Origin of the sequence: Roseibium alexandrii DFL-11 (genome assembly GCF_000158095.2) — a bacterium.
GTDB lineage: Bacteria > Pseudomonadota > Alphaproteobacteria > Rhizobiales > Stappiaceae > Roseibium > Roseibium alexandrii.
In genome coordinates this window covers 1,912,965-1,937,503 of the sequence record NZ_CM011002.1, presented here as the reverse complement: position 1 = coordinate 1,937,503, position 24,539 = coordinate 1,912,965, and the positions used below count along the sequence as shown (strand labels likewise).

The 24,539-nt window shown below is 56.7% G+C and carries 24 protein-coding genes; 10 read left to right on the top strand and 14 right to left on the bottom strand.

Annotated features, from left to right (window positions below; translation table 11 throughout):
• Window positions 1-23: 23 nt before the first annotated feature.
• The 5 genes from SADFL11_RS08915 to SADFL11_RS08895 form a co-directional block, all read right to left on the bottom strand.
• Entirely contained in the window at window positions 24-1,313 is a 1,290-nt protein-coding gene (locus tag SADFL11_RS08915; RefSeq protein ID WP_008191145.1) for a TRAP transporter large permease, read from the bottom strand.
• The gene (locus SADFL11_RS08910) at window positions 1,313-1,903 is read right to left on the bottom strand and encodes a TRAP transporter small permease (protein WP_008190882.1); all 591 of its coding nucleotides are present in this window, start codon (window positions 1,901-1,903) and stop codon (window positions 1,313-1,315) included. The genes SADFL11_RS08915 and SADFL11_RS08910 overlap by 1 nt, the downstream gene beginning before the upstream one ends.
• A 71-nt stretch (window positions 1,904-1,974) precedes the next feature.
• Window positions 1,975-2,490, bottom strand: a complete 516-nt coding sequence (locus tag SADFL11_RS08905; RefSeq protein WP_008195861.1) for a flavin reductase family protein — start codon at window positions 2,488-2,490, stop codon at window positions 1,975-1,977.
• On the bottom strand, window positions 2,490-3,380 hold the full coding sequence (locus SADFL11_RS08900) for an aldo/keto reductase (RefSeq protein WP_008196161.1): 891 nt from the start codon (window positions 3,378-3,380) through the stop codon (window positions 2,490-2,492). The genes SADFL11_RS08905 and SADFL11_RS08900 overlap by 1 nt, the downstream gene beginning before the upstream one ends.
• Window positions 3,380-4,534 (bottom strand): LLM class flavin-dependent oxidoreductase, encoded by a 1,155-nt coding sequence (locus tag SADFL11_RS08895; RefSeq protein WP_008194466.1) that lies wholly within the window; start codon window positions 4,532-4,534, stop codon window positions 3,380-3,382. The genes SADFL11_RS08900 and SADFL11_RS08895 overlap by 1 nt, the downstream gene beginning before the upstream one ends.
• Before the next feature lie 146 nt (window positions 4,535-4,680).
• Between SADFL11_RS08895 and SADFL11_RS08890 the strand changes: the two genes are divergently transcribed.
• From SADFL11_RS08890 to SADFL11_RS08880, 3 genes are all read left to right on the top strand, one after another.
• Window positions 4,681-5,391, top strand: a complete 711-nt coding sequence (locus SADFL11_RS08890; protein WP_008196299.1) for a GntR family transcriptional regulator — start codon at window positions 4,681-4,683, stop codon at window positions 5,389-5,391.
• A 38-nt stretch (window positions 5,392-5,429) separates the two neighbouring features.
• The gene (locus tag SADFL11_RS08885; RefSeq protein ID WP_008195953.1) at window positions 5,430-6,554 is read left to right on the top strand and encodes a Gfo/Idh/MocA family protein; all 1,125 of its coding nucleotides are present in this window, start codon (window positions 5,430-5,432) and stop codon (window positions 6,552-6,554) included.
• 312 nt (window positions 6,555-6,866) lie between these two features.
• Window positions 6,867-9,515 carry an SH3 domain-containing protein gene (locus SADFL11_RS08880; RefSeq protein WP_040451788.1) on the top strand — a complete coding sequence of 883 codons (2,649 nt, stop codon included), beginning with the start codon at window positions 6,867-6,869 and terminating at the stop codon, window positions 9,513-9,515.
• Window positions 9,516-9,866: 351 nt separating this feature from the next.
• On the opposite strand, the gene SADFL11_RS08875 is transcribed toward SADFL11_RS08880, so the two are convergent.
• From SADFL11_RS08875 to SADFL11_RS08860, 4 genes are all read right to left on the bottom strand, one after another.
• Window positions 9,867-10,871: a lipase family protein gene (locus SADFL11_RS08875; protein ID WP_008193268.1), complete on the bottom strand. Its 1,005-nt coding sequence runs from the start codon at window positions 10,869-10,871 to the stop codon at window positions 9,867-9,869.
• On the bottom strand, window positions 10,868-11,668 hold the full coding sequence (locus SADFL11_RS08870; protein ID WP_040451790.1) for a glycosyl hydrolase family 18 protein: 801 nt from the start codon (window positions 11,666-11,668) through the stop codon (window positions 10,868-10,870). Before SADFL11_RS08870 ends, SADFL11_RS08875 begins: the two co-directional genes overlap by 4 nt.
• A 2-nt stretch (window positions 11,669-11,670) precedes the next feature.
• Entirely contained in the window at window positions 11,671-12,216 is a 546-nt protein-coding gene (locus tag SADFL11_RS08865; RefSeq protein ID WP_134852962.1) for a hypothetical protein, read from the bottom strand.
• 222 nt (window positions 12,217-12,438) lie between these two features.
• Window positions 12,439-12,900, bottom strand: a complete 462-nt coding sequence (locus tag SADFL11_RS08860; RefSeq protein WP_008189243.1) for an Lrp/AsnC family transcriptional regulator — start codon at window positions 12,898-12,900, stop codon at window positions 12,439-12,441.
• Window positions 12,901-13,004: 104 nt separating this feature from the next.
• Between SADFL11_RS08860 and SADFL11_RS08855 the strand changes: the two genes are divergently transcribed.
• Both SADFL11_RS08855 and SADFL11_RS08850 read left to right on the top strand, forming a co-directional pair.
• On the top strand, window positions 13,005-14,486 hold the full coding sequence (locus tag SADFL11_RS08855; RefSeq protein ID WP_008191462.1) for an aminotransferase class V-fold PLP-dependent enzyme: 1,482 nt from the start codon (window positions 13,005-13,007) through the stop codon (window positions 14,484-14,486).
• A 15-nt stretch (window positions 14,487-14,501) separates the two neighbouring features.
• Window positions 14,502-15,290, top strand: a complete 789-nt coding sequence (locus SADFL11_RS08850; protein WP_008195799.1) for a class II glutamine amidotransferase — start codon at window positions 14,502-14,504, stop codon at window positions 15,288-15,290.
• Here the strand turns inward: SADFL11_RS08850 and SADFL11_RS08845 are convergent.
• A complete protein-coding gene (locus tag SADFL11_RS08845) occupies window positions 15,280-15,660 on the bottom strand; it encodes a SpoIIAA family protein (protein WP_008188877.1) in 381 nt (126 codons plus the stop codon). The two genes, SADFL11_RS08850 and SADFL11_RS08845, sit on opposite strands and share 11 nt — an antisense overlap.
• Window positions 15,661-15,939: 279 nt before the next feature.
• Here SADFL11_RS08845 and SADFL11_RS08840 point away from each other — a divergent pair, with 279 nt between their 5' ends.
• The gene (locus SADFL11_RS08840) at window positions 15,940-16,959 is read left to right on the top strand and encodes a hypothetical protein (protein ID WP_008192313.1); all 1,020 of its coding nucleotides are present in this window, start codon (window positions 15,940-15,942) and stop codon (window positions 16,957-16,959) included.
• Window positions 16,960-17,020: 61 nt separating this feature from the next.
• Here the strand turns inward: SADFL11_RS08840 and SADFL11_RS08835 are convergent, their stop codons facing one another.
• The 4 genes from SADFL11_RS08835 to SADFL11_RS08820 all read right to left on the bottom strand — a co-directional run bounded on the left by SADFL11_RS08835 (window position 17,021) and on the right by SADFL11_RS08820 (window position 19,937).
• Entirely contained in the window at window positions 17,021-17,644 is a 624-nt protein-coding gene (locus tag SADFL11_RS08835) for an HD domain-containing protein (RefSeq protein WP_008190392.1), read from the bottom strand.
• Between the two features lie 49 nt (window positions 17,645-17,693).
• On the bottom strand, window positions 17,694-18,266 hold the full coding sequence (locus SADFL11_RS08830; RefSeq protein WP_008193276.1) for a helix-turn-helix domain-containing protein: 573 nt from the start codon (window positions 18,264-18,266) through the stop codon (window positions 17,694-17,696).
• A gap of 49 nt (window positions 18,267-18,315) precedes the next feature.
• A complete protein-coding gene (locus SADFL11_RS08825) occupies window positions 18,316-18,678 on the bottom strand; it encodes a VOC family protein (protein ID WP_040451791.1) in 363 nt (120 codons plus the stop codon).
• 632 nt (window positions 18,679-19,310) lie between these two features.
• Window positions 19,311-19,937: a DapH/DapD/GlmU-related protein gene (locus SADFL11_RS08820; protein WP_040453247.1), complete on the bottom strand. Its 627-nt coding sequence runs from the start codon at window positions 19,935-19,937 to the stop codon at window positions 19,311-19,313.
• Window positions 19,938-20,322: 385 nt separating this feature from the next.
• Here SADFL11_RS08820 and phnC point away from each other — a divergent pair, with 385 nt between their 5' ends.
• The 4 genes from phnC to phnE (SADFL11_RS08800) all read left to right on the top strand — a co-directional run bounded on the left by phnC (window position 20,323) and on the right by phnE (SADFL11_RS08800) (window position 24,395).
• Window positions 20,323-21,156: a phosphonate ABC transporter ATP-binding protein gene (gene phnC / locus SADFL11_RS08815; RefSeq protein ID WP_008194278.1), complete on the top strand. Its 834-nt coding sequence runs from the start codon at window positions 20,323-20,325 to the stop codon at window positions 21,154-21,156.
• A 52-nt stretch (window positions 21,157-21,208) separates the two neighbouring features.
• A complete protein-coding gene (phnD, locus tag SADFL11_RS08810) occupies window positions 21,209-22,126 on the top strand; it encodes a phosphonate ABC transporter substrate-binding protein (RefSeq protein WP_008192947.1) in 918 nt (305 codons plus the stop codon).
• A 72-nt stretch (window positions 22,127-22,198) separates the two neighbouring features.
• Window positions 22,199-23,047 (top strand): phosphonate ABC transporter, permease protein PhnE, encoded by an 849-nt coding sequence (gene phnE, locus SADFL11_RS08805; protein ID WP_040451792.1) that lies wholly within the window; start codon window positions 22,199-22,201, stop codon window positions 23,045-23,047.
• A gap of 13 nt (window positions 23,048-23,060) precedes the next feature.
• Window positions 23,061-24,395, top strand: a complete 1,335-nt coding sequence (phnE, locus tag SADFL11_RS08800) for a phosphonate ABC transporter, permease protein PhnE (RefSeq protein ID WP_008192847.1) — start codon at window positions 23,061-23,063, stop codon at window positions 24,393-24,395.
• The last annotated feature ends 144 nt before the right edge of the window (window positions 24,396-24,539 follow it).

Below are 24,539 nucleotides of genomic sequence, written 5' to 3'. Positions count from 1 at the left end.
GTCCTCCCTAGGTAAAGCTCAGATCAGTTGGCAAATCCGGTCAGACGCGGGATCGTCATCGAAAGTGCCGGAATGTAAGTGATCAGAAAGATCACTGCGATCTCCACCGCCAGAAACGGCAGAATAGCCTTGGATATCGTCTCCACCCGTTCCTTGGAGACAGATGCTGCTACAAACAGGACCAGCCCCATCGGAGGCGTTGCCAGGCCAATGGTCAGGTTCACGCTCATGATGATGGCAAAATGGATCGGATCAACACCCAGTTCGAGAAAGATCGGTCCAAGGATAGGTCCAAGAATGATGATCGCCGGTCCGGCATCCAGAAACATACCCACGATGAACAAAAGCAGGTTGATCAGGAACAGCAGGAGCAGCGGGTTTTCGGTCAGGCTAAGCACGAAGTCGGCCATGATCTGCGGCGCGTAGCTGAGGCTGACCACGGTTTTGAAGGCCATGGCGGCGCCGACCAACAGCAACACAACGGCTGATGTAATGCCAGCCCGGTTCAAAACGCCCGGAATTTCATGCGGCTTCAAGGTTCTGAGAACAAACAGCCCGATGAAGAGCGCGTATGCCACGGCAACCGCTGCGGCCTCTGTGGGCGTGAAGACACCGGCCAGAATGCCGCCAAGGATGATCACCGGGGTCAGAAGCGGGAAGAATGCCTTGAGAGAGGCCTGACCACGTTCGGCCCAGGTCGACTTCCGGGACGCAATAGGGAAGTCGTACTTGTCGGCCATGAACTTGACCATCAGCATCAGGCCGACGCCGACCATGACACCGGGAACGATACCGGCGAGGAACAGCGCGGCAACACTTTCGCCCATGACATAAGCATAGATGATCATGATTCCCGAGGGCGGAATGATCGGTCCGATCACCGAGGAGGCCGCTGTAATCGCAGCTGCAAACTTGCGGGTGTAGCCCTGCTTTTCCATGGCCGGGATCAGCATGGATCCAAGAGCAGAGGTATCGGCAACCGCTGAGCCGGAAAGGCCGGCAAACAGCATCGACGAGAGGATGTTGACGTGAGCCAGCCCACCGCGCAGGTGGCCCATCAGCGCCTGAGAGAACTCTACCAGCCGCATGGTGATGCCGCCTTTGTTCATTAACTCGCCTGCGAGCATGAAAAACGGAATCGCCATGAGAGGAAAGGAGTCCATGCCATTGTAGACGTTGCGGTAGAGCAGGGTGATGTCCCGCTCTTGACCGTTCAGCCACAACAGAATACCGGGCGCTGCCAGTAGGCCGAAGAAAACCGGCAAACCGATCATCAGGAAGGTGAGGAAGACAGGAAGGAACCAAATCAGCATCAGTCCGCCCCCGCCATATCTGCATCCGGAATGTTTGGCAGATGGTCCTTGCCGCCAATCAGCGAAATCAGGCTGCGCAGAATGAGCTCAACATTGACCAGAGCGAGCAAGATGACGCCAACGAACATCGACATCATCATCCAGCTGCGCGGCACCCGGATCCATTCGGTCAAGGTCAAATTGCCGGGAACGTAGAGAGAGGCGGTTGCAAACCTTCCGCCAAAACCGGTGACCTCGGCGTAGCCGATCTGAACGGCAACAAGCAGAACAACAAGGGAGACCAACAGGAGAAACAGCGACAGGACACTTGCCAGAATTTTCGGAAGCATGATTACCAGTGTGTCGATGGCAACAAACCCGCCGCGCCGGAAGGCGGTTGGCGCCATCAAGCCGGTCATCCAGAGCATGCAGAAACGGGCGGCCTCATCAGGCCAGGGGAGGGCATTGTTTAACCCATAGCGGGCCACGACCTGTATCAGGATCGCAACCACCATCAACGCAACGGCGACGACGCCGATCCCTCGTCCGATCCGCAAAAGATGCGAATTGACGAAGGCAAGCGGTTTTAAAACCGCCAGCAATGCCCCCATACGGGCTCCTCCCTGGTCCGTCCATTATGGCGGGGCGATGGCCGTCCCGACCTTTTCTTTTGTGATCGCTTTTACTTTGGCGCGATTTGTCCGAGTTTGCCGGAAAAAAATGTCAGCGCATCCCCGGTGCGCATTTCAGCCTGCATCACTTCGCCCAGAACAATCAAATGATCGCCGCCCTCATACGCCGCAAACCGCTTACATTCGAAACGCGCCAGGCAGTTCTCGATCAGCGGTACGTTGTTCTGGCAAAGCTGGTATGTCAGCTGATCAAAAGCATGTGCGTTCTTGACGAACCCATTGCAGATCTCTGCCTGCTCGTGGCTCAGAACATGGATTGCATAGCGTTCGGCTTGCTCGAAGTAGCGGAACCGGCGCGAGCCCTTGTCCGGCATCCAGAGGACCAGCGGCGGGTCCGTGGAGACGGAAGAAAAGCTGTTGGCGGTGATCCCGACCGGGCCGTCTTCAGAATGGGTGGTCACAACCGTGACGCCGGTCGCAAATCGGCCAAAGGCATCCCGCAACAGCCGGGAGTTTTCCGAATGCGGCGCGAACGTTACGGTGTGATCTGCAGTTTGCATGGTCATCAGGGAACCTCGTTTCCAAGGGCAGCCTCGTAAAGGCGGTACCAGGTTTCGCGGTCAAGTTTGACTTTGAGCGCGTCCGAGATTTTCCCGATACGCTCCAGATTGTTGGTGCCCATGACCGGCATGAGGTGTGCCGGATGCGCCAAAAGGAACGCAACAGCAACTGCAGAGCGGTCAACACCGAAGGAATGTGCGATCTCGTCCATCACTGACCCGAGCTTGCCGCCTTCCGAAATCAGAGATCCGCCACCAAGCGGGGACCAGGCCATCAGTTTTGTGCCGAGCCGCTGATGGAAGGCCAGATCGCCATTTGTAAATGGCGAGATTTCCTTCAAGGAGATCTCGATCTGGTTTGTCACTAGCGTGTTGGTCATGGCGGATTGAAGGAGTTCCCAGTCCCAAGGACGGAAGTTCGAAACGCCGATGTTTTTCACCTTGCCGGACTTCACCAGATCATCCAGCGCGGCACCCGTTTCATGATGATCCATGAACGGATCCGGGCGGTGGATCAGGAGAAGATCGACCGTCTCAATGGCCATTTCGGTGAGAGAAATCTCGACCGATTTATCAATGTGAGCCCGCGACGTGTCGTAGTACTTCACCTTGGCGTCGGCATACCGGCCACACGGAGCGACGATGTCACACTTGGTGATGATCTCCATCTTGTTCCGCAGAGACGGATTGGCTTTCATCGCGCCGCCAAGCACGGCTTCGGCACCGTAGTCGCCGTAGATATCCGCCTGATCGAAGGTCGTGATGCCCTGATCTAGGCAAGACTGGATCTTCCGTTCTACATGAGCCGGAGAAGTGTCCGCATCGTCGCCAAGCCGCCACATGCCGTAGATGAGGCGGGAAAATTCAAGCGTGTCGTTAAGTTTGACGCGATCCATTAGCGGCGGACTCCATTGCCGAGCGGTGTTGCAGGGGTTTCGGCCGGAACGCGGCCGTAAGCTTCGGGAAGCGAGCAGGTCTTCAGATTTGGCATGACACGGGCGCCGAAGTGCTTGGCTTCTTCTTCATGCGGGTAGCCGGAAAAGATAAACGCCCGGATGCCCATTTTCTGATAGGCCTCGATCTTGGACATCACCTGGTCGGTGGAACCGACGAGCGCCGCGCCGCAACCGGAACGGGCCCGGCCGACCCCGGTCCAAAGGTTTGGTTCGATGTAGCCAAATTGGTCCGCGATCTCGCGGTTTTTGGATTGGTGGCTGACGCCCAGGGATTTCGCGTCGAGGGCGCGTTCGCGGATAGCAGTGCCCTGATCATCATCCAGCTTGGAAACGATGTAGTCGGCGTATTCCTGCGCTTCCTTTTCTGTATCGCGGACGATCATGTGAACCCGAAGGCCATAGTCGAGGGTGCGATCGTATTTCTCGGCGACGGCATGAACAGCTTTCATGCGGCCTTCCAGCTCTTCGATCTTTTCCGGCCACATCAAGTAGACGTCGCAGTGCTGGCCGCAGAGATCCAAAGCGTCGGGCGAATAACCGCCAAAATAAAGCAGGGGGCCGCCTGTCTGGTAAGGCCGGGCCGGATCCGTGGTCAGACCTTTAAAATTGTAGATCTGACCTTCGTAGTTGATCTCGTCCTGCGTCCACGCCTGCTTGAGGATTTCAACCACTTCGCGGGAGCGCTGATAACGGTAGCCGCTGTCGGCTTCTTCGCCCGGGAAGTTGGAGGAGATGATGTTGACCGTCAGCCGGCCTTCCAGCATGTGGTCCAGCGTCGCGATGGTCCGTGCCAGCATGATCGGCTGCATTTCACCACAGCGGACAGCCGCCAGCAGGTTGATCTTGTCGGTAATCGGCGCGCAGCCGGCGACGAAACTCAAGGTGTCCTGTCCGACCTGGTAGGAGGACGGGCAAAGAATGTTCCGGAAGCCCTGGGCCTCGGCTGTTTTGACGATGGAAGAGCAGTGCTCCCATGAGGACCGCAAGTGGCCTTCCGGCACGCCGAGGAACTGATAGTCGTCCGAGCACAGCGCCGCAAACCAGGACACTTCAGCTGCATCTAGGTCCGGCGAAGTTACGGGAACAACGGTCATTTAAGGCTCTCCTCCCCAATATTTTTTAGGCATTTCGTTTGTTTTCGAAGGCCTTCATTTGGCCCTTCACTTTTTCCTTGCTTATCACCCGCCTTGATGTAAATCAATAGTGTATCAATTTTTGAAAGACAGATCGCCGCACCGCAATGCCAACCGCCTCGCAGACCTCAAATGCCCTGCCTCTTTATGTCCAGATAAGTGAGCTTCTCATTCGGGATATCGCGGCTGGCCGCCTTCTTGACGGAGAGCGCTTGCCGCCGGAGCGGGACATGGCGGAAGAGCTTGGGATCTCCATCGGCACACTGCGAAAAGCGTTGGCTGATCTTACGGAAAAAGGCCTACTGGAGCGGATCCAGGGCTCGGGAAACTACATACGTCAGGGCGGAACCAACGAAAGCGTTTACGCCATGTTCCGTCTGGAGCTCCTATCCGGTGGTGGACTGCCAAAAGCCGACATTCTTGAGGTTGAACGCGTTTCCAAGCCGGAAGGTCTGCCTGCGTTCGGCACCAGCGGCGAGGGTACGCGCATCCGCCGTCTGCGCTACCTCAACGAAACAATCATCGCGGTGGAGGAAATCTGGCTGGATGGGGATTGCGGTTATGTCCGCAAGGACCAGCTTTCAGATTCGCTTTACCGTTTCTATCAAAAGCAACTTGGCTTTTGGATCATTCGCGCTGAAGACAGGGTGACGATCAAGGCCGTGCCGGACTGGGCGCCAGAGGTTTTTACCAAGGCACCCGGCACTCTCACAGGATACATCGAACGGTTCAGCTGGGCTGACAAGCCCGAGCCGGTCGAGTATTCGCGCACCTGGTTCGATACCGACAGAGCGCATTACGTTCAAAGACTGAAATAGGCGGGCACGAAACGATCCGCCGACTTAAGGAGAGCCAAATGCCTGCAAAGGTAAAATACGGTGTCATCGGCTGTGGCATGATGGGTCAGGAGCACTTGCGCAACATCGCGCTGCTGCCGGACACCGAAGTGGTGGTTATTTTCGAACCGGATGCGGGGATGGCCGAGCAAGCTGCCCAGTTTGCGCCGCATGCCAGGCTCGTCGATTCCGTCGATGCTGTTTTGAGCGTCGCAGAGTTGGATTGCATTCTGATCGCCAGTCCCAACCACTGCCATGTGCCGCAGATGGAGGAAATCCGTCAGAAGCGGCCGCTGCCGCTGCTGGTTGAAAAGCCGCTGTTCACCGACCCGAAGGATATTGCAGCGCTCGAGGCCTTCAAGGCATCATATCCGGCCCCGGTCTGGGTCGCGATGGAATACCGGTACATGCCGCCGATTGCAGCGCTGATCGAACAGGCGGAACAGGCAACGGGCGGCATCAAGATGCTGACCATCCGCGAGCACCGCTTTCCGTTCCTGGACAAGGTCGGATCCTGGAACCGGTTCAACCGTTATTCCGGCGGGACGTTTGTCGAAAAATGCTGTCACTTTTTCGATCTGATGCGGCTGATCATCAAGAGCGAGCCGGTCCGTGTGATGGCTTCAGCGGGGCAGGACGCCAACCACAAAGAGGAGCTCTATAACGGCGAAACGCCGGATATCCTCGACAACGGGTATGTGATCGTTGATTTCGAAAATGGCGCCCGCGCAATGCTGGAGTTGTGCATGTTCGCAGAAGGCTCCCGATATCAGGAGGAAGTGTCCGCGGTCGGGCCTGCTGGCAAGATCGAAGCCTTGGTCCCCGGGCCGGGCCGGTTTTGGCCAAGAGACCTGGGTGAGCCGCCAGTTCCCCAACTGATTGTGTCGCCGCGCAATCCAAAAGGCCCGCGCCAAATCGACATTCCGGTAGATCCGACCATCCTGGATGCCGGCGACCACAACGGCTCGACCTTCTATCAGCACCAGCATTTTGTCGCTGTGGTCCGCGGCGAAAAGACCGACGTGGAAGTCTCTTTGGAAGACGGCCGGAGAGCGGTTGAGATGGGGCTTGCCGCTCAGCAGTCCGCGCGCACCGGTCAAGCCGTTGCGGTCGTCGGCAGGGCTGTGTCTTCCATGGCGTGCTGAAGCCGGTGGGTTGAATGTCATGGTCTTCCCACGCGAAGGACCTCATTCCGCCTGAGATAACGTCTGTGCTGTCCCGGCCTTGAGCCGGGACCTTATGATATTAGGCTCCGGCTCAAGGCCGGGGCGGCCACTTCCAATTCATCCACACGGCCTAGAATTGGCGCACTGAAAAAAAAGCGCGCCGGAGTTTTTTTAATGAAGAATTTCAAAGATCACGGCTGACCCTGCTGTGAAAATGCCATAACGTCAGGCTAAGGTATTGAGAACCCGCCGGAAGAAGCCGGGCCGTCCGATATTTTTGGAGGTTTTGCTGTGCGTAAAGTTATTTCCGTCGCCCTGTCATCTGCCCTGGTGCTGCAGACCGTTCTTTTGAATGGTGCTCTGGCAGCGCCGGCTGTCACCACGGCCAATGTGAATTTCCGTCAGGGGCCGGGGACCGGGTTTGGCTCGCTCGGCACTGTGCCGAACGGCACTCCCGTCGAACTTCAGGATTGCGACGACACCGGCGCTTGGTGCTCGGTGACCTACAACGGTCAGAATGGTTTCGTCAGTGGCAATTACCTGCAACTGACCGAAGCTGAGGATACGACCGGCTGGCCGCGCACCTACGATACGGATGCAGGCGCGACACTTGTTCTCTATCAGCCTCAGGTCACCGAATGGACGGACTTCAAGGCCCTCGATGCCCTGATTGCGGCTGAATACATCAAGGACAAGGATGCAGCCCCGGTGTTCGGCGTGATCGGCGTCAGCGGAAAAACCGCTCCGGACCCGCAAGCCGGCTTGATTGATGTCTCGGACATTCAAGTGACCCGCCTCGATTTTTCCGCGCTCGACCGGACGGCCCTGTCGGATCTGTCTCTGCAGGTGGGCAAGATTCTGCCAACGGGCGTGGTGACGGTTAAGGAAGACCGCATTACCGCGAATTTGGCCGAATACAAGCGGATGGAGGATGTCGACGGACTAAACGCCGAGGCACCGCCGCTGTTCATCTCCTATGAGCCGGCAATCTTGGTGCAAACGGAAGGCGAGCCCATCTTTGCACCGGTCAAGGGCGATCAGGGCTTGAGCTTCGTGGTCAACACCAACTGGGACATCCTGAAGCCGGATGAAGGCTCGGACTATTATCTCAGGGATGAAAAATCCTGGCTCAAAGCATCAGAATTGACTGGCAACTGGGAAGCGGTGATGGACCTGCCGGACCCGATCACCAATTTGCCGGACGACGACAACTGGAAAGAGACCCGCGAGGCAATCCCGCCGCAATCGTTTCCGGACAACAAAGCGCCCAAGGTCATCTATTCCGATAAACCGGCTGAAATGATCGTTTTCGAGGGCGATCCGAAACTGGAGCCGGTGCCCGGTGGGGATCTGGAGTGGGCCTCCAACACCGACCACGATGTCTTTTTCCTGAAAACCACATCGACCTGGTACATCCTCCTGTCGGGACGGTGGTTCAAGTCGGTGTCTCTCGACGGTCCGTGGGCGTTCACCACGCCTGACATGCCGTCGGATTTCCTGAACATCCCGGAAGATGCGCCTTACTATTCGGTCCGGTCGTCCATTCCGGGCACGTCTGAAGCGTCCCAGGCCCGCCTGAAGGCCAGCATTCCAACGACGGCGCGTGTTGAGCTCGGGTCGGTCAGCGCGGATGTCGCCTATGCAGGTGATCCGGAGTTCACGCAGATCGAGGGCACATCGATGTCCTATGCGGTGAACACCAACGATCAGGTCATTCAGGTCGGCGCAAAATACTACGTGCTTCAGGACGGTGTCTGGTTTGTCGGTGACAGCCCGCAAGGACCGTTTGTCGTGGTGCAAGCCGTTCCGGACGAGATCTACACCATTCCGCCGTCTTCGCCGGTCTACAACGTCACTTATGTCCGTGTTTATGAAACCGAGCCCAATGCCGTCTGGTACGGTTACACTATGGGGTATGTGACCGGGTTTCTGGCATGGGGCGTCTTTGTCTACGGCACAGGCTGGTATTACCGCCCGTGGTACCGCCCGGGCATCCGGCCGATCTATTTCCCGCGGCCGGTGACATACGGAATCGGTGCTTACTACAATCCGCTTCGCGGCACTTATGGCCGGTACGGCTATGCCTATGGTCCGCGCCGGGGCATTGCAGGTGGCGGCATCTACAATCCGCGCACGGGTGGATATATCCGCGGCGGAGCGATCAGCGGCCCGCGGGGCAGTGCCGGTTTCATCTCTGCGTATAATCCCCGCACGGGCAATCGCGTCGTTGCGGGCGGTGCCCGCGGCATCTATGGCTCCTGGGGCGGGGCGGTCGTGTCCGGCCCGCAGTGGTCGCGCACCCGTGAGGTCAGGGCATCGGCGGCAAACCGGTGGCAACAACAGGGCGGCCCGGGCCGTGCGGCAACGCTGAACCGGCGGGGAGGGGATGTCTTTGCTGGCCGCGATGGCAGTGTTTATCGCCGCGATGGACAGAACTGGCAGAAGTTTGAAGGCGGTCGCTGGAACGGGGTCGATGCGCCTTCGCGCGACGCTCTTCAAAACCGGGCGCGCGATCTCGGGGCAGGGGCTGCGATTGGAGCTGGTGCCGGAGCCGCGCTCGCCAACCGGCCGGCTGGCGACCGGATCCAGAACCGGCCAAACGCCGGACAACGACCCAATGCCGGGCAAAGGCCGAACGCGGGCCAACGTCCGAACGCAGGTCAGCGGCCGAATGCCGGACAAAGACCAAGCAATCAGAGGCCGAATGTCCAGCGTCCAGCCAACCGGCCGGAAACGCGCCCGGCCCAACGCCCAGCGACCCGGCCAGCACAGCGGCCGCAAGCACCGGCACATCTTAATCGGGACCGTGCAGCGCGCCAGGCAGGCAACCGTCAGGTCAACCGCCAGCGCAACGTGCAGCGGTCCCGGCCGCAACAGGCCCGCCCGCAAAGGGGCGGCGGTGGCCGCGCCGCCCGCGGAGGCGGCGGCCGCCGGAGGTGAACGGTCTCCGGTTCTGCAACGTGAGACCCGATCGGTGATAAAAACACCGGTGGGTACAGATTTATGCAGAAGAAATCTTCACGGCGGGTGGGCAGGACCCACTGATCTGGACAATGCGGCGCAACACACGGCGTTGAGTTGCGAGGAAAAGCGCAAAAAGCGGACTGGCTGCCTATTTGAACGGTTCGGTGCAGCAGATCGAAGCCATTCTTGCGTCCCTTTGGGACAGGATGAAGTTGCCCGGCAAGGTCGTTGCAAATCTTTGAAAACAGGGCATAAGCTCAAGGGACTGCAGGCGTCAGAGCGCCGGTACTTGCCTCATGAAATATGTCTCCAATTCATCCCCACGGACTAAGCTTTGTCCACGAATATCGGGCTCAAGCCGAGCGCCTTTTGGGTATTGGCCGGATCCGCAGCTTTGCGTGGTGAAACAACCGTTCCTAAAAGGATCGAAAACGGCAACGGTGGCGCGCCAAGCAGGGAAAGGTAAGTATCCGGCATGTGCTGGTGCAGGTTCTCCAGAACATACGCCACCAGATCACACGAGACGGATGGCGGTTGAACTTCACCGTCCAAGGGAATCGGATCGCCAATGGCCGTATAGTCATAACCACCGAGTTTTAACCGGGCGACGGTGGCAAGCAGGAGTGCTGAGACGACGGCGCCGCCTTGAGGCTCTGGCTGATAGAATTCATGAGTGGCATAGACGTTGTCCCACCCGTAAGGGACTGTGTCCAACTTGTTGTAGACCCGGCGGACACGTCCGGACAGTGCCGTGCCGGGGCCAAAAAGCTCGGCAAAGCTGCTGTTGCCGGGTGTGAGACCGGCATAGGTTGCAACGGATATCGATTTGCCGGGAAAAAGGTCTGTGAACCACAAGGCCAATACTGGAGCAAGAGTGCCGCCAAGGCTGTGCCCCGTAACAAAGACCGGGCTCTCGTCTGGTACGGTCGCTAGATAGGCCTGAAGGGTTATGCCATTGCCATTGGCGAGCATTTTTAGGTTTTCAAAACCGGTGGCGGTTCCAGCGGAGATTTTCGCCTCTGGGTTTCCGGGCCAAGAGACCATGGTGCCGAAAGGGCTGTCCTGCCGTCCGTCTTCCCAATAAGCCGATGACAGAGGATTTGGATAAGTGCCTCGGATCGAGACGACCCGCGTGCCATCCGACGTGTTGTGCGCGGCAAATGCAAAATTGGGTGGCGTATCTGTAACCGAAGGCAGCCAGTCCAGCTGCCAATCAGAGGCTGTTGGCTCAGCTTCCTCAATATACCGGCCAATGTCTTTTGGCGCACCGTAGGCAATGCCTGCCAACGTCATCAAGATTGCATCGGATGTAGAGACTGCCTTGGCTATCATGGCAGGTTGTCATGGATGACCTTGGCCCATGCTCCGTCTGGCTCACCGGTAATTTGTTTTATGTCGGAGCTGAGATTCCAGAGCGTCATCCCGTATTTTGGACCCATGGAGGGGTTCCAAGTCGTCAGCTGTTTGGTTTCGCTCAAGGACGTTCCTTGGGAGATCGGTCCCACCTTGTCAGACTTGACCCCAATAGAAATTTTTTCCGGAGCGATGACGGTTGCATATTGCTCAACGAGCTGGGTCATATCATCGAAGTCGAGGAAATATGCGATTGTGTTTATGTAATCGACGTATTTCGCAAGGTCGTGGATAACCGTCTTGTCGCGATCGAAAATGTAGCTGTCGAGCGTGATGATCTTGTCCGGCATCGCCTTGCGCATGCCGATTACAGCATCCACGAACGGCTGGCCTGGAAACGAATCCAGATCCTCATTATCGACGTCGAACCCATCCAGGTCCCATTCATCGGCAAGGTTTGCGCACCAGGAACCAAATTGATCCGGATTGGTTATCCCGGTGTTCCAGCCAACAGATGGGTTTGGTGTTCCGATCAAGGACAGCAGGATTTTTGTATCGGGATTATCTTTGCGGATGCCGGCGATCCCCGAGCGGATCGCGTCCTGGCTGTTGGATTTTTGAAGAAAACCGGTGCAAGTGGTGTTTGACGGGTAAAGGTTCGCGAACGCCAGGATCACCGTATCGATATAGCTTGGGGTGTCTTCCAGAACCGGACCAGCGCCCGGGCCTGAGGGGACATAGCCAAGCCAGAAAGCAGTAAATTTTTGGTTTGGCATGACTAGATCTGGGTCCCGCCATTGAAGGTTGGCAGGGCATACACGACGGCATCCAGAACGGAATCGCTGAGCGGGTTGGTGCCATCATAGTAGACCAGACGCTGTGTCGGTGTTGCGATGAGGGCGCCTGTCGCGCTGGAGACAATCTGTACCGTACCGCGCCAGCCGGTTCCACCCTGGGGGATCGGCACTGCCTTTTCATCGAGGCTTGGAATGACCTGCACCCCATATATGAGCGTCTGCCCACGGCCGATTTTCTGGTTGAGAAAGCCGCGCCCTGTTGACGCGAAAAACTGGGAGTAAATGTTCACGTTGCCGTTGGCGTCAATAAATTGCGCCTGCAGACTGCTTTGCCCGGCACCTTGCGTAAAATCAGTCGTTTCCTCAAAAATCAGATTGAAATTCACAGCAGATACATTCGCTGATGGCGATAATGAAATTTGTACAAAGTAACCCTGTAACAGAAATGGATTTTTTGCTGTGGAAGGGAGTATTCCAGAGGGAACAAGTGTCTCGGCAAGAACTTCAAAAGAAGAGAAGACGGTCATTATTTATTTCCTTCGACTGGAGATGTGAAGGTGGAAAAAAGTAATTTACGTAACGTAATATAATAAGAATAAATTTAAGATTGTCTAATGAAAAAATACAACAAAAAGGAGAGATGCTGCGAAGTTGGTTCCTTCTGTCCGTAGTAGGGTAACAGGAGGAGTAAGGAAATTCTCTTCAAGTTATTGAAAAATAATCAAAATAAATCTAAGCGTTGCCGTCTGTCAAATCGGCAGATCGCGGGCGTTGGCGATGGCTTCCATGGTCATGTAGGAGGTGACCGTGTCGAGATCGACCTTGTCGATCAGCCGCTGGTAGACCTGATCGAAGGCGTTCATGTCTTCGGCGACGACTTTCAACATGTAGTCGTAGTCCCCGGCGAGCCGGTAGAAGTCGATCACGTTGGGGATCCGCGTAACCTCACTGCGGAAGGTTTCCAGCCACTCCTTGGAGTGGTGGCGGGTGCGGATCATGACGAAGACCGTGAGGTTCAGGCCGAGCTGCGCCGGATCGAGGCGAATCGTGTGCCCTTCGATCAATCCGCTCTCATAAAGGATTTTCAGCCGCCGCCAGCAGGCGTTTTGTGACAATCCCACTTCCTCGGCGAGCTCCCGCTGCGACAAGCGGGCATCCCGTTGCAGGGCTCTCAGAAGCGCGCGGTCAATTTGATCGAATTTTTTCACCATTAAAGATCAAATGACACAAATTAGAGAGATCAGCAATCAAAATAGGTGCGGATTTCTGAATATGCTTGGTCGTATGATCCGTTCAAAGACATTTGGAGCAGAGCATGACCCAATCTCAACACCACGCTTCTTCCCGAACTGCGCTCGATGCATTCAAACGCGCTTTGAAAGACCCGGACCTGATCGATCGGCTGCGCGCTGGCCTGATCGGAGACGGCATGGTGATTGAGGGACCGTTTGGCCCGAAAAAGATGATCTATGCCGATTATGTCGCCTCCGGCCGGGCCCTTCGGCAGGTCGAGGACTTCGTCATGGAAGAGGTGCTTCCGGTCTATGCCAACAGCCACACCGAAGCTTCTTACTGCGGGATGGCCATGACCCGGATGCGCGAGGCCGCGCGGTCCGAGATTGCCCGCATCTGCCGGGCCTATGACAGCTACGCCACGGTCTTTTGCGGGTCAGGTGCAACGGCAGGTCTCAACCGTCTGGTTCACCTGCTGGGAGTCTCCGGAGCCGCGGAACGCGGCCAAAACCCGTTGGTGATTCTCGGCCCTTACGAGCACCACTCCGACATTCTGCCGTGGCGGGAATGCGGCGCCGAGGTCATCGAGATCGGCGAAGCGGCCGATGGCGGTCCGGACCTTTTGGAACTGGACGCGGTTCTCACCGACAAAGCATCTGGACGTTTGACCGTCGGCGCGTTTTCGCTGATGTCGAATGTCACCGGTATTGTGACCGATGATGTTGCCGTTACGCGGATCCTGAAACGCCATGGTGCATTGAGTGTCTGGGACTGTGCCGGATCTGGGCCTTACCTGCCGATCGACATGAAGCCGGGCACGGACGCAGAAAAAGACGCGGTTGTTGTCTCCCCGCACAAGTTTATTGGTGGTCCGGCCGCATCCGGTGTCATGATCGTGCGCAAACAGGCGGTCTGCATTAAGACACCGGTGTTTCCAGGCGGCGGAACGGTGCGTTTCGTCTCTCCGTGGGGGCATGACTACTCCGAAAACATCACCGCCCGTGAGGAAGCCGGAACGCCGAATGTCATCGGTGATATCCGCGCAGCGCTGGCGTTCCTGGTGAAGGAAGCCATCGGTCAGGCAGAAATGGATGCCCGTAACGAAGCCTGGCGCGCCCGGGCCCTGGCAGCCTGGCAGAAAAATCCGGCAATCGAGATCCTCGGCAATCTGGAGGCAAGCCTCACCATGCCGATCTTCTCTGTCCGGGTGAAGGACCTGGAGCGCGGCGGGTACATCCACCAACAGCTGGTCACACGGATGCTGTCGGATGTTTACGGGGTTCAGGCGCGCGGTGGCTGCGCCTGCGCCGGGCCGTACGCCCATCGGCTGCTCGGCATCGACCGGGCGGAATCCGACGCCCTGCGCGATGGCATTCTTTCCGGTGAAGAACTGAAGAAACCCGGCTGGACCCGGCTCAATTTTTCCGTTCTTCTGGATGACGTGAAAGCCGATCAGATCATCCAGGCCGTCGACCAGCTGGCGCGTAAGCCGTACCCGGTCGCCGACAGCTATGCGTGCGATGAAACGACCGCAAGGTTCAAGGCCGCGCAAAAAGCTGCATAAGGATTAAGAGCGAACATGTGCCGATGGGCTGCCTGGAGCGGGGCTCCGAAATACCTGGAAGAAGTCATCTGCGATCCGCATCATTCGCTGATTGATCAGAGCCGCAATGCAACGTCCTGCAAAACGGCGGTGAATGCGGACGGGTTTGGCGTTGCCTGGTATGGTGACAAGGGAACGGCCTGTCTTTACAAGGATGTGCGCCCGGCCTGGTCGGATCCGAATCTGTTGCAGATCGCAAAGCACATCCAGTCGGGGCACTTCCTGGCCCATGTCCGCGCGTCGACCGGCACGGCAACGACACGGGACAATTGCCACCCGTTTACCTTCGACCGCTGGACGTTCATGCACAACGGTCAGATCGGCGGGTATGACAAGGTCCGCCGGCGGCTCGACAACATGATCCCGGACGATCTTTACCGCGACCGGATGGGCGGCACCGACAGCGAGAGCCTCTTTTTGATTGCGCTCGCCTATGGGCTCAAACACCATCCACGCGCGGCGATGGCCCGCGCGGTTCATGAGGCTGAAGCGCTGTCAAAATATTCCGGCTGCACGCCGCACATGCGTTTTGCCTCTGCCTGGTCGGATGGCGAGACACTCTATGCAGCGCGGTACGCATCAGACAGCTATCCGCCGACCCTCTATTACCGCGAGTTCAACGACGGCGTCATGGTGGTCTCCGAGCCACTAGACGAGGCGCGAAACTGCTGGATGGAAGTGCCGCACGGGCACATGATCACGGTCTCCGGCGGCAAGGTCGAGCAATGCGCCTTTTTGAGCGACGAAGAGCTGCTCACGGCGTAGGCATCGTTTCCTCGATCCAATCCCAGGCGGCGTCGAGTTCGGCAGTTGAAAAGTGTTGTTCCTTAATGCCGGCCAGGTTTGCGAAGGCGGCGTCTATATCCACGAGCGCCGAGACAAATTTGCTGTCTGTCACAACGGCAACCCGCGCGATCTTGTCCATATGGGTTATGATCCATTTGATGTCGGACGCCACTGCTTTCAGTGAGACACCGACATGTTCGCCAAGAACCACCACAAAACTCACCTTGCCATAGGTTGAGACCAATTCATCCGCCTTGGCAATCAGCTCTTTTTCTTCCTCTATCGTCAGCGTGCCGGAAACCTTCACACCGAGCACGGCTCCGTCGCTGCGTGGCAAAATCTCGTACATTCCTGACCTCCCGAGTGGTTTGTAAGCATCTGCAAGTTTATTTGACGATCGCGAGCCCCACGTTCAAGGCAGTCCGGGTTTGTGCTTATGTGCGGGTTTGATGCTATCGGCATCGGATTGGTTAACGCTGCCTAACAATCTGACGACAACTCGAGTGAAGCTGCTAATCCGGCTTTAAAATGCGCCCGTTAAACTACCAGACATAAAAATGCGCGGCTGCTGTAAGGCGGCCGCGTTTGTTGTGGCCGAGAGAAACAAAAAAAGACGTGGAGACGTTCAATGGCGCTGGCTGACTGGAACGGGTTTTACGACCCGGACACAGCGAACCTGGACAACATAGCAGCAAGCGCTGCGAGCAACGCTGCCGCGCGCATGGATTCAAGCCGCAGTTGCTACTTTTATGTGCCGTCTACGAGCTCAGAGGAGGATGAACACCGCCTCGGAGCCGTCTTCCGACTTGGTGAGTATGCGGACATCGAGGAGCAGGCATTTAGAGCTGACGAGCTGGCAGATTGGTACCCGCACCAGCATATCATCGATGAGGGCAGCACTGCCAATGTCTACAAGAATGCATCCGGAGGCGGAGACGGGATCCTGCTGGCCTGTGATGGCCGGATCCTCGTCAAGGCTGAGGAGAAAATGTATCTGGAAACCGCTGATTTCAGCCAGCAAGTCAACGGTGACTACACGGTGAATGTCGACGGGGCAGCATCAGTAACGAGCTCCGGAAAACTGGAAATGTCTTCGTCCGCAGAAGTCGTTTCCATCTCCAGCGGAGCGGGCAAGGACATCACGTTGTCAGCGGGTGACGGAACCGGGGTTATCCAGACCAATGCCAAGGAAGAAACCAAAACCATTGCCGGCGACACCTACGAGTACAATTCCGGCAATACCAAGAGCTTTACCGAAGGCAACAGCATCGACATGACGTTCGGCGGATCGCTTGCCATTTTCGGCGGCGGTGAATTGAGCATCGGTATGGGCGCGACGACGGAGATCAACGCCACGGTTGCCGTTGGTATGGCGGCAATGACAGTCGACGTGGTTGGTATAGCTGCAGAAGTCACCGGCAAAGAGGTGGACCTGAAAGAACTGGCTGTCAAACTCAAGACCCTTCTGGTCAGCAATGAAACCATGGCCGCCCAGATCAAACAGATGTCCGTGGAGATGACGGAGCTAAAGGCAGCATCCAAGACAATCTCAACCGAAAACAGTACTGTTGCGGCAAAGTCAGAATCCGTGAAGGCAAAATCCGGCGGTGTGACTGCAGACACAACCGGGCTGGTCGTCAATATTTGACCGCAATCGATGCATATCTGCCATGACTGGACAAGAGATAAGGATCTGATACCTACGCCGCCTAAGCATTTTGGGCGCTTTTACGGTCTTTTATGAGCTCTTTTGTTCGAGCGTCGACCCGTTCGCGAATCTGGCGTGTGAGGGGAAAGACCTCAGTCCGGTCTCGTCCATAACTCAAATTGAAGGCATGGAAATCGGCATCGGCAGCCGGCATGAGCTGGTGCTGCAGCATGGTTTCCAGCTTATCGAAGGCTTTGGCAAGTTGCGCTTCTGGTGTCACGGCATCGGCGTATTCGTCCCAAAGCACCATGAAATCACTGGCCACGTCATCGGGCAGGTCGGCACACAGCGCTTGAAAGTCCCGTCTTTCGCGCTCCTGCCGGTTGTCGCCGTCCGATTGGTGCGGGGCTGGAACATCACCAGAGATTGCTTCGCCAAGGTCATGAAGAACACACAACTTGAGCAGCTTTTTGATATCGACACCAACGATGTCTTTCTCAAAGAGCAGAACCATCAAACACAGCCGCCAGCTGTGCTCCGCAGTACTCTCCGCTCGACCGCTCCGGCTGGTGCCGGATCGCAAAGTGTCCTTGAGCTGTTCGGCTGCCTGAAAAAAGGCAAGAAGACCGGTCAGCCGGCCATGGTCAATAAAGGGGGCGTGGTTGCCGTTGGATTTGCTGTTCATGGGCGGAAGTTTACCCCGGCCAACAACGCTTGACGACACGCTGAATATTTTATGCAAGCCGGGCAGTGTCGTCCCGCACAAGCCGGGCAAAGCGCCCGTCGGACAGGGCGAGCCGCGTGATCCGGATCCGGCTTTCCGGGATCGTCATCTCCGGAAAATCAGCGCGCTCCGTTGAAAACACGACGTCTGGTGTGTGAGGTTCGAACCAGCCCTTTACGCCAAGGCTCTGTTCGGCTGTCTGGATCCCTTCCGACGCATAAGGCCAAAGCGGGCGATCCATTAGCTCTTTCACGCCCGCATGCCAGTCCTGCGCCCGGGCAGGGGAGACGGCAAGCAGCTTGTGGCTGAGATCGCACACCAGATGAACCGGCGCGCTGTTACCGCTGACAAGCTCCACCAAGGCCCGGTCTGCTGCACTGTTGGGTCGCGCGAGCAACAGCCGTTCCACTTTGGAGCGGTCAAGTCCGTCAGGCTCTGAAGCACCGCTTTCCCAGCGCGAGACTTTGGATTGGGACACCCCGAGCTCATCGGCCAGTGCCTGCTGTTTGACGCGATTGAGCACCCGCCAGCGGCGAAGGGACGGGCCGAGGTTTCTTGAAAGCGCGGTGCCAGGATCAAACATAGCACTACCATACCAAATGCCGGACTGTTCGGCAGCTTCTGAAATCGCGTCAGGAACCCCTAAAAACCCTGTTTGAGATGGATACTGCGTTGCCAGCCGGATCCTTGGTATTGGCAAATTGATATCCGTTGCCCTGGTGTATCGGGCCGAATTCCAGTCCTTTTTTGGCAAGGACCGATTTCTCAGAAACAACATCTTCGACCTGAAAAACCAGTTTAACGAGGGTTTGTCCGGCTTTCCGGCCTTTTGCCAATGGATGCAGAAGGAGTTGGCATCCTTCGTCAAGGCTATGCAGCTCAATCAAACCGCCATCTGCAGGCCTCGCTGTGTAGCCGAAGTGCCGACAATAAAATTCGGCAACGGCTTCCACATCACGAGCGTAGAGTGTCAGGCGATTGAGAAGATATGTCACTTGCTGCTCCCGGCTGTGGCACGGTTAGGTTTGGCCACGGTTCGCCGGAGATCAAGCGTTTCTGTGGGATTCTATGCGGAATAACAGAAAGGGTGTCGGCTTTCACCAACACCCCCCTGTTCAGGTCAAGGTTATCGGACCCGGAAACCTGCCGAAGCGGGATCGATAGTCCGTCTTGATCTCAACTCGACATCAGATCTCCGAAGACATCTGGTGTCTGCGGACTTCTCATCCCCGAAGAGACTTAAAGCCTGCACCGACATTGCAGATAACCCGCTGCTCACCGGAGAGCCGGGGCGCTGGCTGCGGAGCGCTCCGCATCAAGCGCAACCTGGGTGCCTCACAGCCGGTCCGCGAGAGCCGCAAGCGGCCCCTTGGGACTGTGCCCAGACAGCGATGGCAAGAACCGTATGCTTTGGTTGGCGGTCCGAAACAGGTCTTTGCCGTGCTGTTGATTGAAGTTCACCACAGGATTTCAGCGCTGTCGAATCGGCCCTGTTAACCATTGTGACTTGTGGGGAAAGTCATCTATTTCTTCTGATAGCCGCAGAAATGCAGGCCTTGTAGTGAGTTGAGTTCCCTTACGGAAATCAAATGCAAGTTTAGAAATGATTTTCCGGCAAAATAATAGGTCAGCGATACTTCTCTATGAATCCGTCGATCGGCAAATTGCGAAAATCGGTCAAGCGCTCCTTCAACTGATCGTGGCTCCAATCCCACCAGGCGATCTCCATCAGAGCCTCTTCCTGGGTTTCCGTAAACCGGCGTTTGATTGGTTTCGCCGGAACACCGCCGACAATCGTATAGGGCGGAACGTCTTTCGACACGACCGCGCCTGCGGCAACGATTGCCCCGGTCCCGATTGTGACTCCGGCCAGAACCGTCACATTATGACCGATCCAGACATCGTGGCCGATTGTGACCCAATCGTCCTTGCGCCATTGAAAGAACTCCTGGTCATCATCACCCAGCCCATAGGCGGCCGCCCGATAGCTAAAGTGATGTTGTGACGCGCGCCAGGTGGCATGATTTCCCGGATTGAGACGCACCCGCCGGGCAATCGAGCAGAACTTGCCAATCGTTGACCAGACCACATCCCCTTCCTGAACAATGTAGGAATAATCGTCCATCTGGCTTTCGCGCATTTCGGTCAGCGCGCCGACTTCCGTCCACTTACCGAGCTCACAGTTCTGAACGACCGCGTCAGGGTGGACATTGGGGGCTTCGGTCAGGCCGGGTTTTTGGTGCGGTGCGGACATGGTTGGTTCCATTGGTTTGTGACAGGCGCAGATGGATAGCCTTGGTCGCATCACGAAGCGTGACGCTTTGATGACGTATCCATGAACTCTTTCCCTTTTCCTCAGTTTCGGTTGGTTCACAGCAGCTGGCTATTATTTCAGAGCGGAAACACGCTTCTCGGGCTTTGTTCTTCTCTTGCAACCATGATTTGCCGCGCAATGCAGAACCCTCTGAGGAGGCAGGAAAAACAAGCCCTGGCCCGGCGACCGGCATGTCCCGGCAGGCCTTTGTCATTGAAGTGTCATCGTTTCTTCAAGGGACTGATAAATTCCTGTCATCTCACTGTTACGCCCGAATGGCTCTTGTCGCGCAGCAAATACGAACAAACACGGACAGGGCTGCCGCGTGATTCAATTTCAGGACGTCACCAAGACCTTTGGGTCCCGGACTGCGGTGAACAAGGTATCTTTCAACATTGATAAACCGCAGATGGTTGGCATTATCGGCCGCTCCGGTGCAGGCAAATCGACCTTGCTGCGCATGATCAACCGGTTGACGCCGGCAACTTCCGGTCAGATCCTCTTTAATAACCGCGATATTTTGAGCCTCAAAGGCGGCATGATGCGCCGCTGGCAGCGTGACTGCGCGATGGTGTTCCAGCAGTTCAATCTGGTGCCGCGCCTGGATGTGGTGACCAACGTCATGCTCGGCCGCTTGAACGGCCATGGCACACTGAAGAGCCTCTTTAACATTTTCGGCCAGGACGATGTGAACAGTGCACTTGCTGCGCTAGACCGGCTTGGGATTGCCCAAGAGGCAACAAAACGGGCCGAGGAGCTGTCCGGCGGCCAGCAGCAGCGCGTGGCGATTGCGCGGGCGCTGATGCAAGATCCGCACATGATACTGGCGGATGAACCGATCGCGTCTCTTGACCCGATGAACGCCAAGATCGTGATGGACGCGCTGCGTGAAATCCATGTGCGCGACCACAAGATTGTCATTTGTAACCTGCATACGCTCGACACAGCACGCACCTACTGCGACCGCGTGATCGGAATGCGGGATGGTTTCATCGTCTTTGATGGCGCGCCGGATGCGCTGACCACGAATGTGGCGCGCGAAATCTACGGCGCTGATGAAAGTTTCAACGAGGCGGCCACATCGACCGCCATCGATGCCGGGCAGTCCGGCACCCAAGAATCCGCCGGTGCGGTGGCCCCGGCGGCAGCAGCGGTCTGACCCTGCTTCCAAGTTAAACGTCACCATTTACCGAACTCGGGGAGTATCCCAAATGAAACTGGTTTCCAAAGTTGCTGCGCTGGCTGCAGTCAGCATGATCGCTCTGAACGCAACTTCTGCCGTTGCTGAAGAAATCACTGAATTCCGCATCGGTATTCTCGGCGGCGAAAACGCTTCCGATCGTCTGCGTGCATATACTTGCCTTGAAGAAAAAACCGCTGATCTTCTCGGTGTTCCGGTCAAGCTGTTCGCACCGGCTGACTACAACGGCGTGATCGAAGGCCTGCTCGGCGGCAACCTCGACATGGCTTGGCTCGGCGCATCGTCTTACGCCAAAGTCTATCTGACCGACCCGGAAGCTGTTGATCCGGTTTTGGTAAAAGTCAATGTTGACGGCGGTTACGGCTACTATTCCATCGGGTTTGCTCGCGTTGACAACGAAATCAACTCCCTGGAAGACATGAAGGGCAAGGTCTTCGGCTTTGGTGATCCGAACTCCACCTCCGGTTACCTCATCCCGTCCATCGCCATCCCGCAGGAAGGTTATTCCATGGCGCCGGGTGAGTACTTCGGCGACGTAAAATTCACCGGCGGCCACGAGCAGACAATCGTTGCCGTATCCAACGGCGACATCGACGCTGGCGTTACCTGGGCCGACGGCCTTGGTGAGTGGGAAGACGGCTACAACTCCGGCGCTCTGCGTAAAGCGTCCGATGCTGGCCTGGTTGACATGACCGAACTGCGTGAAATCTGGCGTTCGCCGGTGATTCCGGAAGGTCCGATCGTTCTTTCCAAGAAGCTTCCGGAAGACGTCAAAATCAAAATGACCGCTCTGATGGCTTCTCTGAACTCCCTCGATCCTGAGTGCGCGTACGGCGTTGCTGCTGGTGAGACCAAAGGCTTCATGCCGATCACTCATGAAGCTTACGTCAACATCGTTGAAGCACGTAAAGCAAAGAACAAGAACTAAGAGTTCTTTCTCGAAGCGTGGGCCGGTTTCCGGCCCGCGTTTTTTATGCGTGACGTTTAAAGGACATTGAAGATGGCCGTCGCTGCAATGGAAGAGGAAATCCTCTCCTTACGCAAACGCCGTCAGCTCTATTCGCTGATCGGACTTTTGTTGGTCGTTGCTGTTATGGTTTCGGGATACTCGAAATCCAACGACATGAACTCCGGCGGTTTTCTGCAGGGCCTGAGCAAGTTTTTCGATTATCCAGGCGAGATCGTTGTCGAAGCCTGGGAGGCCGGGCCGGCTTTTTTCGGTCTGATTATTCAATATATCCCGGCGATGTTGGAAACCCTTAATATCGCTGCGGTGGCGACGCTTATTGGCGGAGCTATGGCGGTTGTTCTCGCAATGGCTTCGACCCGCAACGTCGACAGCTGGGGACCGCTGATACCGGTCGTTCGCCGCATGATGGACATCATGCGGGCCTTTCCGGAATTGATCATCGCGTTGTTTCTGATCTTCGTTTTAGGGTCCAGCCCGGTTCCGGCCATGATTGCGGTGGCGTTTCATACAGCTGGCGCGCTTGGCAAACTGTTTTCCGAAGTGAATGAAAACATCGACCGCAAGCCTATTGAAGGTTTGAGTGCCTGTGGGGCCAATTGGGTGCAACGGATCCGCTTTGCGGTGATGCCCCAGGTGGCGCCGAATTACCTCAGCTATTTCCTGCTGCGTCTTGAGATCAACGTGAGGGCTTCGGCTATCCTCGGTTTCGTTGGCGCGGGCGGCATCGGCCAGGAATTGCGTAGGACAATTGGCTGGGGGCAGGGCGCCGGCGATGAAACCGCCGCGATCTTCGTGCTCCTGTTTCTCACCATTATGATCATCGACCAGTCATCGTCCTATCTCCGGGGCAAGCTGGTTGGATCCGGCCGCGCGCACTAAGGAGGCCAGGACCATGTCAAATGATACGCTCGAACCGGTCGTAACGCCGAACGATGTCTGGCAAAACGTGCGCAAGCGCGCATGGATCACGATTGCTGTCCCGCTTGGTGTCCTTGCCTATCTTTCCTACACTTGGTTTGCCTTTGGCGTTCCTGAGCTTTTGTCCAAGGCGCAGCCAGAGCGGGCGGTAATCCTCGCAACGGATTCTGTGGCCCACAAAATCCATGTCACCAAACTTTTGCGCCGGGACATTCTTGAAGTGGCCATCGAAGGGGAGCGCCGCGCGACCTTCGAAGAAACAAACATGCCCGACTGGGTCGCGGTTGATGATACCGACGCTACAGTCGATCTCGGCGATGGTTATCTTGTCGAGATTATTGGAAAGCGGATGGACTTCACTGTCCCAGGCTACGGTGTTGTAACCGGGATCGCGACCAATACCGGTGTCGATATTATCCTGCCAGAAGGGGATGTGCCTGACTACGTGAAGGCCAACCCGAAGAAACTGGACGTTCGGCCGACACTCGACCGCCGGGTGCAGGTGACTCGTACAAAGATCGAAGTGCACAATTACTTCGGCGGCTGGGAGAACTTCTGGTTCCCGTTCCATTCCGAACTCTATGGTATGTCCTTCAGCCAGCTCTACGCTCTCGCACTCAGTGCAGACCGGATGGACCCGAATTACTCGAACCTATGGTTCATGGTTCATGAGTTTCTGGAAAACCCGGACTGGCAGCACGGGGAGATTTTCGTCGCTCTGTTTGAAACGATCATGATGGCCGTGCTTGGCACCATAACTGCGGCGCTGTTTGGTCTGCCGCTGGCGTTTCTCGCGGCGCGGAACTTCACGCCATCCATGTTCCTTCGGTTTGGAACACGTCGGTTGTTCGATTTCCTGCGCGGTATCGACATGCTGATCTGGTCGCTGATCTTCATCCGCGCCTTTGGCCTCGGACCATTGACGGGCGCGCTGGCAATTGCCTTCACCGACACAGGCTCGCTCGGCAAGCTGTTTTCCGAAGCGTTGGAAAACATTGACAACAAGCAGGTGGAAGGTGTGCGGGCGACTGGTGCCAACCAGTGGCAGCGGTACCGGTTTGGTGTGATCCCGCAGATCCTGCCTGTCTTCGTTTCTCAGGTGCTTTACTATCTGGAATCAAACACGCGCTCCGCGACAGTTATTGGTGCTCTTGGCGCTGGAGGTATCGGGCTGATGCTGGTCGAAACGATGAAAACCTCACGTGACTGGGAGAACACCAGCTACATCATCATTTTAACGATTGTGGTGGTGATCATCATGGATCAGACGTCCGGCTGGCTGCGCCGCAAGCTGATCGAAGGCAAATAAGGCATCTCCGCAATCCTCGCCGTGTGCCGGGACTTGCAGGGTAGAAAACAAGATCCCGGCTTCCAGCCGGGATTTTTGGTTTTGCCGCTCTGGAAAGGGCACCTATCAGGCTGAATTCCCTTTTGATAACGGTGAAGTTCATCT